The 16,243-nt window shown below is 65.1% G+C and carries 14 protein-coding genes; 9 read left to right on the top strand and 5 right to left on the bottom strand.

Annotated features, from left to right (window positions below; translation table 11 throughout):
- Nucleotides 1–190: 190 nt before the first annotated feature.
- The 5 genes from JAO75_RS07665 (at nt 191) to JAO75_RS07645 (ending at nt 5,775) form a co-directional block, all read left to right on the top strand.
- Complete coding sequence (locus JAO75_RS07665) at nt 191–1,792, top strand: ABC transporter substrate-binding protein (RefSeq protein ID WP_199048010.1); 1,602 nt, start codon at nt 191–193, stop codon at nt 1,790–1,792.
- Nucleotides 1,793–1,857: 65 nt separating this feature from the next.
- The gene (locus JAO75_RS07660) at nt 1,858–2,868 is read left to right on the top strand and encodes an ABC transporter permease subunit (RefSeq protein WP_199048008.1); all 1,011 of its coding nucleotides are present in this window, start codon (nt 1,858–1,860) and stop codon (nt 2,866–2,868) included.
- A complete protein-coding gene (locus JAO75_RS07655; protein ID WP_199048006.1) occupies nt 2,865–3,776 on the top strand; it encodes an ABC transporter permease subunit in 912 nt (303 codons plus the stop codon). Before JAO75_RS07660 ends, JAO75_RS07655 begins: the two co-directional genes overlap by 4 nt.
- Nucleotides 3,777–3,778: 2 nt before the next feature.
- Nucleotides 3,779–4,795, top strand: coding sequence for an ABC transporter ATP-binding protein (locus JAO75_RS07650; protein WP_199048004.1), 1,017 nt, complete (start codon nt 3,779–3,781; stop codon nt 4,793–4,795).
- Entirely contained in the window at nt 4,792–5,775 is a 984-nt protein-coding gene (locus JAO75_RS07645; RefSeq protein WP_199048002.1) for a dipeptide ABC transporter ATP-binding protein, read from the top strand. The genes JAO75_RS07650 and JAO75_RS07645 overlap by 4 nt, the downstream gene beginning before the upstream one ends.
- Before the next feature lie 4 nt (nt 5,776–5,779).
- On the opposite strand, the gene JAO75_RS07640 is transcribed toward JAO75_RS07645, so the two are convergent.
- Nucleotides 5,780–7,798, bottom strand: a complete 2,019-nt coding sequence (locus JAO75_RS07640) for an AI-2E family transporter (protein ID WP_199048000.1) — start codon at nt 7,796–7,798, stop codon at nt 5,780–5,782.
- A gap of 192 nt (nt 7,799–7,990) precedes the next feature.
- On the opposite strand from JAO75_RS07640, the gene JAO75_RS07635 reads away from it, so the two are divergent.
- Nucleotides 7,991–8,782, top strand: a complete 792-nt coding sequence (locus JAO75_RS07635) for a dienelactone hydrolase family protein (protein ID WP_246742410.1) — start codon at nt 7,991–7,993, stop codon at nt 8,780–8,782.
- Nucleotides 8,783–8,827: 45 nt separating this feature from the next.
- Nucleotides 8,828–10,906: a M3 family metallopeptidase gene (locus JAO75_RS07630; RefSeq protein ID WP_199047998.1), complete on the top strand. Its 2,079-nt coding sequence runs from the start codon at nt 8,828–8,830 to the stop codon at nt 10,904–10,906.
- Nucleotides 10,907–10,937: 31 nt separating this feature from the next.
- On the opposite strand, the gene JAO75_RS07625 is transcribed toward JAO75_RS07630, so the two are convergent.
- The 4 genes from JAO75_RS07625 to JAO75_RS07610 form a co-directional block, all read right to left on the bottom strand.
- On the bottom strand, nt 10,938–11,114 hold the full coding sequence (locus tag JAO75_RS07625; protein WP_199047996.1) for a hypothetical protein: 177 nt from the start codon (nt 11,112–11,114) through the stop codon (nt 10,938–10,940).
- Between the two features lie 86 nt (nt 11,115–11,200).
- A complete protein-coding gene (locus JAO75_RS07620; protein WP_199047994.1) occupies nt 11,201–12,214 on the bottom strand; it encodes an aldose epimerase family protein in 1,014 nt (337 codons plus the stop codon).
- A 5-nt stretch (nt 12,215–12,219) separates the two neighbouring features.
- Entirely contained in the window at nt 12,220–13,101 is an 882-nt protein-coding gene (locus tag JAO75_RS07615; RefSeq protein WP_199047992.1) for an SMP-30/gluconolactonase/LRE family protein, read from the bottom strand.
- 87 nt (nt 13,102–13,188) lie between these two features.
- The gene (locus tag JAO75_RS07610; RefSeq protein WP_199047990.1) at nt 13,189–14,373 is read right to left on the bottom strand and encodes an amidase; all 1,185 of its coding nucleotides are present in this window, start codon (nt 14,371–14,373) and stop codon (nt 13,189–13,191) included.
- Nucleotides 14,374–14,529: 156 nt separating this feature from the next.
- On the opposite strand from JAO75_RS07610, the gene JAO75_RS07605 reads away from it, so the two are divergent.
- Both JAO75_RS07605 and JAO75_RS07600 read left to right on the top strand, forming a co-directional pair.
- Nucleotides 14,530–15,735 (top strand): ABC transporter substrate-binding protein, encoded by a 1,206-nt coding sequence (locus tag JAO75_RS07605; protein ID WP_199047988.1) that lies wholly within the window; start codon nt 14,530–14,532, stop codon nt 15,733–15,735.
- Nucleotides 15,736–15,814: 79 nt separating this feature from the next.
- Entirely contained in the window at nt 15,815–16,243 is a 429-nt protein-coding gene (locus JAO75_RS07600; RefSeq protein ID WP_199047986.1) for an endonuclease domain-containing protein, read from the top strand.

Below are 16,243 nucleotides of genomic sequence, written 5' to 3'. Positions count from 1 at the left end.
CAGATTGTGAAGAATCGCGGAAAATTGACCCCAAAACGCTCTGTTTTGCGCTGCCGCGCGGGCAGAAAATGGTAAATTTCCTCTAAAAATTATCCATTGTTGCATGGACAGATTGACAATATCGGGGCTTCGCACCTTAACTCCGTCACAGAACGGCCATGAGTAGAGCCGTCTCAGAGGACCAAAGGTAATGAAAAAATCAGCCCTTTTCGCAGCCATCTGCGTTCCGGCCTTCCTGGCCGCCGCTCCGCTGGCCGCCAAGACCCTCGTCTACTGCTCGGAAGGCAGCCCGGAGAATTTCTACCCCGGCGTGAACACGACCGGCACGTCCTTCGACGCCGCCGAGCAGATCTACAGCCGCATCGTCGAATTCGAGCGCGGCGGCACGAAGGTGATGCCGAGCCTCGCCGAGAGCTGGACGGTCTCCCCCGACGGCACGGTTTACACCTTCAACCTCCGCAAGGGCGTGAAGTGGCACTCCAACAAGAACTTCAAGCCGACACGCGACATGAACGCCGACGATATCGTGTTCATGTTCGAGCGTCAGTGGAAGGAAGAGAATCCCTACTTCAAGGTCACCAGCCCGAACCACTCCTACTTCAACGACATGGGCATGCCCGCCCTGCTGAAGTCGGTGGAGAAGGTTGACGACCACACGGTTCGCATCACCCTGAACCGCCCTGAGGCTCCGTTCCTGGCCAACCTCGCCATGATGTGGGCGAGCGTGCAGTCGAAGGAATACGCCGATGCCATGCTGAAGGCCGGCACGCCCGAGAAGATCGACCAAGAGCCGATCGGCACGGGTCCGTTCTCTCTGGTCAACTACCAGAAGGATGCGATCATCCGCTACAAGGCCTTCCCCGAGTATTTCCGCGGCAAGGCGCCCCTCGATGACCTCGTCTTCTCGATCACCCCGGACGCTTCCGTGCGCTGGGCGAAGCTCCAGAAGGGCGAGTGCCATGTCATGCCGTATCCGAACCCGGCTGACCTGGAGGCCATGAAGAAGGACCAGAACGTCCAGATCCTCGAGCAGCCCGGCCTGAACGTCGGCTACCTCGCCTATCAGACCACGAAGAAGCCCTTCGACGACGTGCGCGTCCGCAAGGCCTTCAACATGGCCATGAACAAGAAGGCGATCGTCGACGCCGTGTTCCTCGGCTCGGGCGTTCCGGCCAAGAACCCGATCCCGCCGTCCATGTGGTCGTACAACGAGAACGTGAAGGAAGACGAGTACAACCCGGAAGCGGCCAAGAAGCTGCTCGCCGAGGCTGGCTACCCGAACGGTCTCGAGACCGACCTGTGGGCCATGCCGGTGCAGCGTCCGTACAACCCGAATGCGCGCCGCATCGCCGAGCTCATGCAGGCCGACCTCGCCAAGATCGGCGTGAAGGCCGAGATCAAGAGCTTCGAGTGGGGTGAGTACCGCAAGCGGGCTCAGGCCGGCGAGCACCAGATGGCTCAGCTCGGCTGGACCGGCGACAACGGCGATCCGGACAACTTCCTGCACACCCTGCTGGGCTGCGCCTCGGCGCAGAGCAACTCGGGCTCCAACATCGCCAAGTGGTGCTACAAGCCCTTCGACGATCTCGTGACGAAGGCGAAGGTCACCACGGACCAGGCCGAGCGCACCAAGCTCTACGAAGAAGCACAGAAGATCTTCAAGGAGCAGGCTCCCTGGTTCACGGTGGCTCACGCCGTGCAGCTGAAGCCGATCCGCAAGGAAGTCGTGGACTTCAAGCTCTCGCCCTTCGGTCGCCACACCTTCTACGGCGTGGACATCAAGGGCAAGTAAGCTAATCCCTTCAACCTACGGCGGAGCGGCTTTTTCGAGCCGCTCCGCCTTTTTACGTTCAGACGATGCTCAGATTCATTCTCACCCGCGTCAGCCTGATCATTCCGACCTTCCTCGGAATCACGCTGCTGGCCTTCTTCCTGATCCGCCTCGTGCCGGGCGATCCGATTGAAACTCTCGCAGGCGAGCGCGGTATCGATCCCGCCCGCCTCGAAGAACTGCGCAAGGTGTACGGCTTCGATCAGCCAATCCTCGTGCAGTACGGGATCTACCTGTCCCGCGTCCTCCAGGGGGACCTGGGCAAGTCGATGATTACGCAGGAGCCGGTGCTGAGCGAGTTCGCGGCGCTGTTCCCGGCAACCATAGAACTCGCCACCTGCGCGATCATCTTCGCTCTTCTTCTCGGCCTTCCGGCCGGCATTATCGCGGCCATCAAGCGAAACTCGATCTTCGATCACGGAGTCATGGGCATTTCGCTTGCCGGCTATTCCATGCCGATCTTCTGGTGGGGCCTCATCCTCATCCTGCTCTTCTCGGTGCAGTTCGACCTGACGCCCGTCTCGGGCCGCCTCGACGTGCTCTACTACATTGAGCCGATCACCGGTTTCCTGCTGATCGACACGCTCCTATCCGATGAGCCGGAGGCCTTCTGGTCGGCGGTCGAGCACCTGATCCTGCCCACCATCGTGCTGGGCACGGTGCCGCTTGCGGTGATCGCCCGCATGACCCGCTCGGCCATGCTGGAGGTTCTCGGCGAGGATTACATCCGCACCGCCAAGGCCAAGGGCCTCTCGCGCTTCCGGATCGTCGCCCTCCACGCCCTGCGCAATGCGCTGATCCCGGTCGTGACCGTGATCGGCCTGCAGATCGGCGTGCTGTTCACCGGCGCGATCCTGACCGAGACGATCTTCTCCTGGCCCGGCGTGGGCAAATGGCTCATCGATGCCATCTTCCGGCGCGATTATCCCGTCCTGCAGGGCGGCGCGCTGCTGCTCGGTGTGGTTGTCATGAGCGTGAACCTTCTCGTCGACCTCGCCTACGGCCTCATCAATCCTCGCATCAGGCATACGCGATGACCACTGAAACCATGGAAGCTCCGGCCGTCGCAGCGCCGACGGCCACCCCTCCTCACCCCTTGCGCGAGTTTTGGGGCTACTTCAGCGCCAATCACGGCGCCGTCGCCGGTCTGGTTGTCATCGTGGCCGTCGTGCTGGTGGCGCTGCTGGCCGACGTGCTCGCGCCCCACTCGCCCTACCTGACCGACACCTCGATCGCGCTCAAGCCCCCGTTCTGGCAGGAAGGCGGCACGCTTGCCTATCCGCTCGGCACGGATCCAATCGGCCGCGACATCCTCTCCCGCCTGATCTACGGCGCGCGCCTGTCGCTCCTCATCGGCATCTTCGTGGTCGCGATCTCCATCCTGGTCGGCACGGTGCTCGGTCTCGTGGCGGGTTTCTTCCGCGGCCTGACCGAGATCTTCATCATGCGCCTGATGGACATCATCCTCACGCTGCCGAGCCTGCTGCTCGCCATCGTAATCGTGGCGGTGCTGGGCCCGGGCCTGATGAACGCCATGCTGGCGGTCGCTCTGGTCATCCTGCCGCATTACGTGCGCTTGGCCCGCGCGGCGGTGATCACCGAAACCTCCAAGGACTACGTGACGGCCGCCCGCGTCAGCGGCGCCGGTACGACGCGCCTGATGTTCAAGGAAGTGCTGCCGAACTGCACCGCGCCCCTGATCGTTCAGGCGTCGCTCGGCATCTCGACCGCGATCCTGGACGCTGCGGCCCTGGGCTTCCTCGGCCTCGGGGCACAGCCGCCGTCTCCCGAATGGGGCACCATGCTGGCTGATGCCCGCGAGTTCGTGCTCCGCGCCTGGTGGGTCGTGACCTTCCCCGGTCTCGCCATCCTCATCACGGTGCTTGCCTTCAATCTTCTGGGTGACGGTCTTCGCGACGCCCTCGATCCAAAACTGAAGCGCTGATCATGGCTCTTGTTGAAATTGAAAACCTGTCGGTCGAATTCCCGACCCAAGGCGGCATCATGCGGGCCGTCGACGGCGTGAGCCTCACGCTCGAAGAGGGCGAGGTTCTCGGCGTCGTGGGCGAATCCGGCTCCGGCAAAAGCGTCACGATGTTGGCCCTCATGGGCCTCATCCCCTTCCCCGGCCGCGTGCGCGCCGACAAGCTCGCGTTCAACGGCCGCGACCTCCTGACGATCTCGGACAAGGACCGGCGCAAGCTCACGGGCAAGGACGTCGCGATGATCTTCCAGGAGCCGACGACCAGCCTGAACCCATCCTTCACCATCGGGTTCCAGCTGACCGAAACCCTGCGCCTGCACGAGGGCATGGACCGGAAGGCTGCTGAGCGCCGGGCCGTCGAGCTTCTCGGTCAGGTCGGAATTCCGTCGCCGGAAAGCCGCCTATCGGCCTATCCGCACCAGCTCTCGGGCGGCATGAACCAGCGCGTGATGATCGCCATGGCGATTGCCTGTAACCCGAAGCTGCTCATCGCCGACGAGCCGACGACCGCCCTGGACGTGACGATCCAGGCGCAGATCCTTGATCTGCTCATCTCGCTCCAGAAGGAGCGCAACATGGGCCTCGTCATGATCACCCACAACATGGGCGTGGTGGCCGACACCGCGCAGCGCGTGATGGTGATGTATGCGGGGCAGATCATGGAGGAGCGTTCGGCTGCCGACCTCTTCGCCTCGCCGCAGCATCCCTACACGGCGGCCCTCCTGGCGGCTCTGCCGGAGCGCAGCGAAGGCGGGCGTCTCGCGACGATCCCCGGCGTGGTGCCGGGCCTCTACGACCGTCCGAAGGGCTGCCTGTTCAGCCCGCGCTGCGCCTATGCCACGGAGCATTCGCGCAGCGTGCGCCCTGACCTGCGCGCCTGGGCCGGCGGTCACATCCGCTGCCACTATCCCCTCGGCGACCCGAACCGGAACGCCGAGATCCAGCATGATCATCCCGTTGGGACGGAGGCTGCATCGTGAAGGCTCCCGTTGTCGAAGCCAAGGGCCTGAAGCAGGTCTATAAAATCAAGCGCGGCCTGTTCAAGGATCCGGCCGAACTGCAGGCGGTCGGCGGCATTTCCTTTGCCATCGAGCCCGGCAAGACCCTTGCGGTCGTGGGCGAATCCGGTTGCGGCAAGTCCACGCTCGCCCGCATGGTGACGCTCATCGAGAAGCCCACCGAGGGCGAGCTGTCTCTCGACGGCATCGATGCGGTCAACCCGCCGGCAAACCACGCCAAGGATCTGCGCCGCATGGTGCAGTTCGTGTTCCAGAACCCTTACGGCTCGCTCAACCCGCGCAAAAAGGTGGGCACGATCCTGGAGGAGCCGCTGGCCATCAATACCAAGCTCTCCGCTTCAGAGCGCACCGAGCGCGCACGCGCGATGATGGCGAAGGTGGGCCTGAGGCCCGAGCACTACAACCGCTATCCGCACATGTTCTCCGGCGGACAGCGCCAGCGCATCGCCATTGCGCGCGCGCTCATGCTCTCGCCGAAGCTCGTGGTGGCGGACGAGCCGGTCTCGGCCCTCGACGTGTCGATCCAGGCGCAGGTGCTCAACCTTCTTGCCGACCTGCAGGAAGAGATGGGGCTTGCCTATCTCTTCATCTCACACGACCTCGGCGTCGTCCGGCACATCGCTCATGACGTGCTGGTCATGTATCTCGGCAATGCCGTCGAGCACGGCCCGAAGGAAAAGATCTACGCGCGGCCGCTGCATCCCTACACGCAGGCGCTCCTGTCCTCGACGCCCGGGATCACCGGCGTGAAGCGCAAGCGCATCGTGCTGAAAGGCGAACTCCCCTCGCCGCTCGATCCGCCGAAGGGCTGCGTGTTCTCGACCCGCTGCCCCTATGTGACCGAGCGCTGCAAGGTCGAACGTCCAGCCCTGCGGGAACTCGACGGGCGGCAGGTGGCCTGCCACTACGCCGAGAACTTCCTGAAGGAAGACGCAGCTTGAACCTTCAGGCAGGCAGCGGCAGCCGTTTGGCCGCCGTTGCCTGCTCTGCATCCGATGAATTGGCCGGCTCCGGCAGCTTCTCCTCGCCGGTGGCTGCCTTCAGGCACTGCACAACCGCATCTCGCAGGGACGAGACGTAGTAATTGGCGCCGAGCGTCGCGCGCATCGTCTCGCTCTTCAGCACCGCATCCTCCGCCGGCCAGAGGCCGACCAGGGTCGGAGCCTTCGCCTTCTGCTTCAGCCGCCGCAACAGGTAGCGCAGATGCGCGGGCGTGCCGCTGATCTCCAGATAGCTGATGCACACCATCTGCACGCCGGTCATGTCCAGGTTGAAGATCTGCCGGCGCGACACGGCCTCGTGCGGCACCACGCGGGTGCCGAGCCCGTGCTTGCCGAGGAGCTGCGCCAGCATCTCGGAGGCCGCCTCGTCGAGGGGACCGCGGCCCGCGATGCACAGCACCGCGCCTTCAGCCCTCCAGGCCTCCGGAACCAGGCTCTCCTCCGGCAGCGCTTCGGGCACCGCCGGATCCTTGTTGGCAGGTTTCTCGCTGGCAGGAGCCGCAACCGGCTCATCCTCGGTGTCCTCCGGCTCGGGTTCCACATCGTCATGCCCGCCCAGATCCTGCACCAAGGCCCGGATCACGTCCTTGACCTGGTCGAGCTGGCGATAGGTGAGAACGCCGCGGGTCGCATCGTTGGCGGCGAGCTGAAGCCCGCGCAGCGCAACCTCGTCGTAGTAAGATGTGAGCGAACGCTCCTTGAGGAGGACTTCGGCCGATTCGAGCGCCTCGTCCGGATCGCCGGCGAGCATGCGCTGATAGAGGTTCTCGGCCGGCGTCAGGGCCGGCCTGTCGCCGAGCAGCACGTCGAGAAACTCGAGCCGCTCCACATGCCGGCCTAGCACCACGAGGCAAAGGGTCAGGGGTGTTGCGATGAGCAGGCCGACCGGTCCCCAGATCCAGGTCCAGAAGATGGCCGAGATGACCACGGCGAAAGGCGAGAGGCCGGTGCTCTGCCCATAGACCACGGGCTCGACCACATGGCCCATCATCGGCTCGCCGATCGCGTAGAAGGCGAGCGTCATGAGCGCCATCGACCAACCGGGATCGACGGCCGCGGCCAGCAGGATCGGCGGCACGGCGGCAAGGAACGAACCGATATAAGGCACGAAGCGCATGAGGGTGGCGAAGACGCCCCACAGGATCGGACTCGGCACCCCGATCAGCCAGAGGCCGACGGCCGTCACGACGCCGAAGGATGCATTCAGCGCGAGCTGGGTCAGGAAGTACCGGCTGAGGCGCCGCGCGGCATCGTCCATGGCGGCGGTGGCGCGATGCAGGTCGCTGGCTCCGAACAGGCGGATCATCCTGTCACGCAGATCCTCGCGCTGCATCAGGATGAAGACCAGAACGACGAACACGATGCCCATGGTGGCCAGCGGCTCCAGCAGGGGCACGAGCACGTTCTGGGCGACCTGGGCCGGCGTCGGCTCCGGCTCGTGCACCTCCACCGGCAGAGGATTTGGCTCCGCGGGTGGCGGGGGCGTGGTGGAACTGGGAGATGCGGGCGCCTGCTGCTCCGGAGGCGGCTCCGCGACGGCCCGATCGATGCGACGGCCGAAATCCTTCAGGAGCGCCGGCAGCTTGCCGAGCGAACCCTCGCGCAGGGAGCCGATCTTGGTCTCGATGGTGCTCTGGTAGCGCGGCAAGTCGGATGCCAGGCCCGCCACCTGGAAGCCGATGACCGTCGCCAGGGACACGATGATCCCCAAGGCAACCAGAACGGCAATGATGACCGCCGGAACCCGGCCCAGTCGCCACCGGCGCAGCAACTCGACGAAGGGCGCGAGCACGAAGGCCAGCAGGATCGCGAGCACGACGGGCAGGAACACTTCCCGCCCGACATAGAGCGCAGCCAGCACGACAACACACACGGCCAGGGTGAGAAGGCCCGAAAGCCCCGGAACGCCAGGGGGCTCGATTTCCGTCTCCGGAGGGGGCACAGGGGTAGGTCCGGGGCGCATTCAGGTCATCTCTGCATGCCGGCGAGACGATCTCGCTGGCCTGCAAACAACGTGCTCAAGCCTGAAACGATCCTTAAGCTTGGCCGAAAGCTTGTCTGAGCGAAATGCTGGGACCTTTTGCCATCTGCAAGCCTTAGGGACGCGCACCCATTTCAAGGGGACGAAATTCCCGCCGAACGGCTTCAAACTCCCATGTCGATCACCAGACGAAACCTTCTGATCGGGGCAGCCCTTGCTGCCTCTTCCAGTGCCCAGGCCAAACAGGACAAGTCCCTCTCGATGCCCGTCACCGCACAGCGCAACTCGTTCACGAGCGGCGGCAAGGCCATTGCCGTCGAAACCTTTCAAGGCTCCGGCGCCTCGCCCCGCCCCACGCTCCTCATGCTGCACGGCGCCGATGGCTTGAGCTACAACTCCCAATATCGGGACGCGGCCCGCGAGGTGGCGGCCGCCGGCTATCAGGTTCACCTGGTCCACTATCTCGACCGGACGGGCGAGAAGCGGGCCTCATTCAGCACCCTGTTCCAGAACTTCATGCCGTGGATGAGCACCGTCCAGGATGCCCTCGCCTTCGCGGCAAAGCATCCGGGTGCCGATTCGAGCCGGGTCGGCATCGTGGGCATTTCCCTGGGTGCCGCCTTGGGGCTGGCCGTGTCGAGCACCGATCCTCGTGTGAAGGCGCTGGTGAACTATTTCGGGCCGCTGCCGCAGGGCGCCATTCCCACCACGTCGCGCCTGCCGCCGACCCTGGTGCTGCACGGCGCGGCCGATCCCATCGTGCCGGTGGCCAATGCCTATGCGGTGGAGGCCCTGCTGCGCCAGCAGAACGTGCCGCACGAGATCAAGGTCTATCCTGGCCAAGGCCATGGCTTCAGGGGTGCGGCGGAGGAAGATGCGACCCGCAGGGCGCTCGCCTTCCTGCAGCGTCACCTTGCCGGTAGCCGGGCCGCATTAAACTCGAGCCCCCTTTCCGTGGGTGGCTGACGCGATTAAAACTTCAGGCCTCCCAATCAACAGGCAGGAGCGATCATGACGGCTTCAGACGCGGCTCTCGCAGGCAATCCCCTTCTCACGCCATGGACGACCCCGTTCGGTCTTCCGCCTTTCGAGAGCATCGCGCCGGAGCATTACAGGCCGGCCTTCGATCATGCCCTTGCCGAACAGCAGACCCAGATCGGGGCGATTGCCGAGAGCACGGAAGCGCCCACCTTCGCCAACACCATCGAGGCGCTTGAGCGCAGCGGCCGGACGCTCAAGACGGTGGGCGGCGTGTTCTTCAACCTCGCAGGCTCGCACACCAACGACGCGCTCCAGGCCATCGAGCGCGAGATGGCGCCGGTTCTCGCCAAGCACCGCAACAGCATCTTCATGAACGAGGCGCTCTACCGGCGCGTGGCGGCGCTCTACGAGAAGCGCGAGAGCCTCGGGCTCGATCCTGAGCAGATGCGCGTTCTCGACCGCTATCACACGATCTTCGTGCGCGCCGGCGCGAAGCTCGGGCCCGAGGAGAAGAAGCGGCTTGCCGCCATCACCGAACGGCTGGCGAGCCTCGGCACGCAGTTCTCGCAGAATGTGCTGGCGGACGAGAAATCCTACCAGCTCGTTCTCGACGGCGAGGCGGATCTCGAAGGGCTGCCGTCCTTCCTGCGCGAGGCAGCCGCGCAGGCCGCAGAAGAGCGCGGGCTCAAGGGCAAGCACGTCATCACCCTCTCCCGCTCCAGCATCGAGCCGTTCCTGCAATTCTCCAAGCACCGCGACCTGCGCGAGCAGGCCTTCAAGGCCTGGGCCGCACGCGGCGATAACGGCAATGCGACCGACAACAAGGCCATCATTGCGGAGACGGCGGCCCTGCGCGCCGAGCGGGCAAAGCTCCTGGGCTACGAGACCTTCGCGGATTTCAAGCTCAGCGATACTATGGCCAAGACGCCCGACAACGTGATGAAGCTCCTCAAGGACGTGTGGGCGCCGGCCCGCGCCCGTGCCCAGCAGGAGCGCAACGACCTGCAGGCCCAGGCGCAATCCATCGGCGACAACATCGCCATCGAGCCGTGGGACTGGCGCTACTATGCCGATCAGGTCCGCATGGCGCGCCACAATCTCGATGAGGCGACGATCAAGCCCTATTTTCAGCTCGACCGCATCATCGAAGCATCCTTCGAGACGGCGCATCGGCTCTTCGGCCTGAGCTTCCAGGAGCTGAAGGACTTCCCGAAGTACCATCCCGACATTCGCGCCTGGCAGGTGATGGATGCGGAAGGCCGGCATGTGGGCACCTTCATCGGCGACTACTTCGCGCGCTCGTCGAAGCGCAGCGGCGCCTGGATGAGCGCCTTCCGGTCGCAGGAACGGCTCACCGGCGACATTCGCCCTATCATCGTCAACGTGATGAACTTCGCCAAGGGCGGCGCGGGCGAGCCGTCGCTCCTGAGCTTCGACGATGCCCGCACCCTATTCCATGAGTTCGGCCACGGCCTGCATGGTCTTCTCTCGAACGTGACCTATCCGCTGCTGGCGGGAACGGCCGTCTCGACAGATTTCGTGGAGCTGCCCTCGCAGCTCTACGAGCACTGGCTCTCGCAGCCTGACATCCTGCGCCGCTACGCGACCCATTACCGGACCGGCGAGCCAATTCCCGAAGAACTGCTCGAGCGCCTGATGGCGGCGCGCAACTTCAACCAGGGCTTCGCCACGGTCGAGTACCTCGCCTCGGCCTTCGTCGATCTCGAACTGCACCGCCGCAGGGATCTGAGCAATCTCGACGCGTCGGCCTTCGAGGCGGAGACGCTGGAGAAAATCGGCATGCCGCGCGAGATCATCATGCGCCACCGCACGCCGCATTTCACGCACGTGTTCTCCGGCGACGGTTATTCGTCGGGCTACTACAGCTATCTCTGGTCGGAGGTGCTGGATGCGGATGCCTTCACGGCCTTCGAGGAAACGGGCGACGCCTTCAACCGGGACATGGCCGACAAGCTGAAGCGCTTCATCTACTCCGCCGGCAATCTGCGCGATCCGGCCGAAGCCTACACGGCGTTCCGCGGACGGCTGCCGACGGCGGACGCTCTCTTGGCCAAGCGCGGGCTGGTCGCTGCGGGTGCAGATGCTTGAGTGAGAAAGGTGGCGGGCTCGACAGAGCCCGTCACGCCGTTCCAGTGACGGCTTCGCGCACCCGCCTCGGGATGTGAAGCCGGATCCGGGCGATCCGGGGACTATCCTTTGGGGTTACCTCGGAAGAGGCGAGCGGGCGCAGAATGCTCTTGAGGAAAGTCATTCCTTTGGGATCAATTTCCAAAGCTTTGGCATCGAGCACCGGCATGAGCGCCTTCCCCCACCGTGTTGTGTTTGTCTGAGAACGCAACGCCTACAAAGAAGAACAACCCTGCGTGAGCAAAGTTCCTTCCGTCAGCGAGAGAACCTGAGTTCGCTGACCTGGCGAGACACCTGACCGGGCATCAGAACAGACGACGGAAAATGGGCTTTATTGGGGCTGTCGGGGAAGCGCTGCGGCTCGAGGCAGAGCCCTCCATGCCGGCCATATCGAACCCCTCCGAGGCCCTGGACCGGCATGTCCATCAGGTGACCGTCATAGAACTGGAGGCCGGGCTCGGTGGTCCAGAGATCCATGGACACCCCGCTCTTGCGCGACGCCAGGGTCGCGGCGTGCCGAAGCTCCCCGTAAGGTCCGTGAAGCACGTAGTTGGTGTCGTAGAGGATGCGCTCCTGGGTGAACTCGGCCGCCCCGATGGGCCTCAAGGTGGTGAAATCGTAGCCCGTGTTCGCCACGCGCCGGATCTCCCCCGTCGGGATGAGGTCGGGACGGGTCGGCGTGGTGTAATCGGCGGCAATCATGAGGTGGTGCGAAAGGACGTCCGCGCTGCCGTCGAGGTTGAAATAGCCGTGGGTGGTGAGATTGACCGGCGTCGGCTGGTCGCAGGTGGCCTCGAGCACGATCCGCAAGCCGCATGAGGGCAGGAGCGTGTAGGTGCAGGTGGCGACAAGCCGGCCCGGATAGCCCATGTCGCCGTCCTCCGACACGAGGCTTAAAGTGACGCTGGTGTCGGTGTGATCGATGATGCTCCAAAGCCGCGTGCCGAAGCCCATCGAGCCGCCATGCAGCTGGTTGCGACCCTCGTTGGCATCGAGACGATAGGCCTCCCCGTTCAGGGTGAAGCACGCGCCACCGATGCGGTTGGCGTGGCGCCCGACGATGGCGCCGAAATAGGGGGAATGGGCGACGTAATCCTCGATGGAGTTGAGCCCGAGCACCACCCGCTGGGGACCGGCCTTGGACGGCACGACGAGGTCGCGCACCACGGCGCCCCAGGTCAGGACCTTCATCTCCATGCCGTCAGGACCTACCAGCGAGACCTGCAGGACGTCCTGCCCGTCGAGGGAGCCGAAGCGCTCGATGCTCATGGTGCCTACCCTTCGAAAATGTTGGTCTTCAGCCCACGGATGCCGCCCGTCTCCACCTTGAAGAGATGGCCGGCCATCACGTCGATATGCGGATCCCGGCCGATGGACGCGGTGGTGATGTAGAGGGTGGTGAGATCGGGCCCGCCGAAGGCGCATTTCGTCACCTGGGCGGTCGGGACCGAGACGGTCCGCTCCACCGTGCCGTCGGGAGCAAAGCGCGTGATGCGCGAGGCGCCCCAGTGGCAGACCCACACATGCCCTTCCGCATCGACCGCCATGCCATCCGGATAGCCCCAGCTCTGCTCGAAGCGCGCGAAGGGACGCGGTTCGCCGATGGAGCCCTCGCCTGCATCGAGGGCAAAGATCGTCTGGCCCATGGTGTCGGTGGCGTAGATCCTGCGGCCGTCATGGCTGAAGGCTGGGCCGTTGGTGACCACGATGCCGGAATGGAACTGGGTCAGTTCCCTCCCGTCCCAGCGCCAGAACGCCCCGGAGGCGCTCTCCTCCTCGTCGTCCATGGTGCCGAAATAGATCGCCCCGTCCGGCCCCACATGGCCGTCGTTGATGCGGTTGCTGGGCTTGTCCTTGTCGGGAGATACGATGGGTTCGACCGCGCCGGTCTTGAGGTTGAAGCGGGCGAGGCCCGACTTGAAGCCCGCGACCACCACATCCTCATCCGGCGTCAGGGCGATGAAGCCGATCCGCTCGGGCGCGTCGATGCGGAAATGCTCCTTCGTCTCCGCGCGATAGCGCCAGACACCCGGGTTCTTGATGTCGACCCAGAACAGGGTGTTCGAGCGGTGATCCCACACCGGCCCTTCGCCCAGCACGCAGGCGCTGGCCACCGCCACATGCGGCGTTTCCGGGTGAACGGCTGGATGCGTCATGGCTTCCCCTCGTGAGGCTCGTGGTTTGCTTCTCGCTCTGCCGGTAACTCCGGCCGCGTCCGATGGGTCCCCGATGGGTGCCCTCGGCTATGCGCCTTCCGCGATGCGGCGCGCCAGCCGCACGAGGCTCAGGTCCGACCCTGCCGGCCCCATGATCGACAGCCCCAGCGGAGCGCCGGACCGGGAGGCGAGCGGGATCGAAACCTGGGGCAGGCTGGAGAGCACCGACAGGCAGAGCAGGTTCAGGGCGTTGTTGCGATAGTCGTTCAGGGATGCGTCGCTCTCGGTGAGAAGCGGCGCGATATCCGGCATGGTCGGCAGGATCAGCACGGCGCCGTCGAGCATGGCATTGAAGCGCTTGCGGAACGCAGCGCGAATCACCTGGGCTTCCGTGAACTGGTTGTCGGTCACCGCCTTGGAGAACTCGAACCGGTCGGCCACGCCGGGGCCGAGGGGCGGGTTGTAGCGCTCGATCATCGGCCCATCGGTCGCCCAGGCCTCCCGGCTCTGGATATAGCGCATGGCCCAGTAGAGCGCCGTGAAGCCCTCCGTGGCCACCTCGACCTCCTGGGGCTCGCCCAGCACGGCCTCGGCCCGGCGCAGGGCCGGCGCGAGGGCCTCCCGCACCTCTTTGTGAAGCAGCCCGAATGCGTCCAGCCCCAGGAGCACCCGGGGCGTCTGCGGCAGGGGCGTCGGATCCTCGCCCAGCAGCACCTCGCCCACCCGCTCGAAGGTGGCACCGTCGCGGGTGAAGTAGCCGCAGGTGTCGAACGAGGGGGCAAGGTCGTGGCAGAGTTCCAGGCTCACCCGGGCATGGGTCGGCCGGATGCCGAAGAGGCCGCAATGATTGGCCGGTGCCCGCACCGACCCCCCGGTGTCGGTGCCGAGGGCGAAATCGCACAAGCCATTGGACACAGCCGCCGCCGACCCGGAGGACGAGCCGCCGGGAATCCGGTCGGGCGCCCCGCCGTTCACCGGCGTGCCGAAATGGGCGTTCTTGCCGCTCATGGAGAAGGCGAGCTCGTCCGTGATGGTCTTGCCCACGAAGCGCGCGCCGGAGTCGAGAAGTCTCTGGACGGTGGGCGCCGTGCGGGTCCTGACGCCTGACATGGCCAGCATGTGGGGCGATCCGGCGCTGGTCGGATAGCCCGCCACGTCGAACAGGTCCTTGGCGGCGAAGGTCAGGCCGGATAGCGGCCCCGTCGGCGCATGGGGAGCCGGTACGGCCGGATAGGGCATGAAAGCATGGGCGGGGTCACGGTCGAGAAGCATGAGCCTGTCACTCGAGGGAACGAAGGAGGAGCGAATGTGTCATCCTCTCCCGGTGACGGGCAAGGCAGGATTTCACGAACCTTGGCGGTTTGTGTCTTTCTTCTCGACCCGGTTGGCCCTAAATCCAGGCACATTCTCGATGGAAGGGATGCCGTGATGGCGACAATATCGACGATCCGCTGGCTTGCTCTTGGAGCGGCGCTCGCCCTTGGGGCGCCGGCGGCTCAGGCGCAGCAGCCTCCGATCAAGATCGGCGAGCTGAATTCCTATGCGCAGTGGGCGGCATTCACGGTGCCCTACCGCAACGGCTGGCAGATGGCCATTGAGGAGATCAACGCCAAGGGCGGCGTGCTTGGACGCAAGATCGAGATCATCTCCCGCGACGACGGCGCGACCCCGGGCAGCGCCACCCGCGTCGCGGACGAGCTCGTGAGCCGCGAGGGCGTCTCGCTGCTCTTCGGCTCCTTCCTGTCGAATGTCGGCGTCGCCATGGCGGATTTCGCCAACCAGAAGAAGATCGTCTACATCGCGGCCGAGCCGCTCACCGACGCCATCACCATGGCGCAGGGCAACCCCTACACGTTCCGCGTCCGGCCCAACAACTTCATGCAGGTCGGCATGCTGGTGGAGCAGGCCAAGGCCTCCGGCGCCAAACGCTGGGCCATCGTGGCGCCGAACTACGAATACGGCCAGTCGGCCGCCGCCGTGTTCAAGCGCCTGATCCAGGAGCAGGTGCCGGGTGCCGAGATCGTTGCCGAGCAGTATCCGGCGCTCGGCAAGATCGAGGCCGGCGCCACCGTGTCGGCCCTCGAGCAGGCCAAGCCCGACGGCATCTTCAACGTGCTCTTCGGCCCCGACCTCACCCAGTTCGTCCGCGAGGGCAACACCCGGGGTCTCTTCGAGGACGCGACCGTTCTCTCTCTCCTGACCGGCGAGCCCGAATGGCTCCTGCCGCTGAAGGACGAGGTGCCCGAGGGCTGGACCGTGACCGGCTATCCCTGGGACGAGATCAAGGAGCCCAAGCACAAGGCCTTCATCGACGCCTACCGGGCCAAGTACAACGAGACGCCGCGCCTCGGCTCGCTGCTGGGCTACATGGTGGCCTACATGATCCGCGACGCCATCGAGCGCGCCGGCTCCACCGAAACGGAAGCCGTCATCAAAGCGCTCGAGGATGCGAAGTTCGATACCGTGATCGGCCCCGTCACCATGCGCGGCATCGACAACCAGTCCACCATGGGCGCCTGGGTCGGCAAGCTCGTCCAGAAGGGCGCAACCGGCGGCATGACCGACTGGACCTACAAGGACGGCGCCGCCTTCATGCCGAGCGAGGCCGACGTGAAGGCGGCCCGGAAGGATTGACGCTCCTTCACCCTCCCCTTGAGGGGGAGGGTCGGCGCACAAGCGCCGGGGTGGGGTGGCACCGCAACCGAAAGCAATCATGCCCGACATCAGCCGCTTCAGACGCGAAAGAGCAAAGCAGCTCCGCTCGAACACCACCGAGCCGGAGCAGCGCCTCTGGCGCGCCCTGAAACGCATCCCCGTCTATGGCAGCCACTTCCGCCGCCAGGTCCCCATCGGTCCCTATGTCGCCGACTTCGCCTGCCTGAAGGCGCGCCTGCTGATCGAACTCGACGGCGGCCACCATTCCCAGAATGAAATCGCCGCCAAGGACGAGGCCAGAACCCGATGGCTCGAAGCGGAAGGCTATCGCGTCGTCCGCTTCTGGAACGCCGAACTCTCCGAGAACCTGAACGGCGTTCTCGACACCATTTACGCGGCCCTGTATGGCTTGCCTCACTCGGAAGCGCTTGCGCTTCCCACCCCACCCCGGCCTGAAGGCCGACCCTCCCCCTCAAGGGGAGGGTAA

Source organism: Microvirga splendida, assembly GCF_016427565.1.
Lineage (GTDB): Bacteria > Pseudomonadota > Alphaproteobacteria > Rhizobiales > Beijerinckiaceae > Microvirga > Microvirga splendida.
Note: the sequence above shows the minus strand (reverse complement) of the source record. Positions and strands in the feature narration are given on the sequence as shown.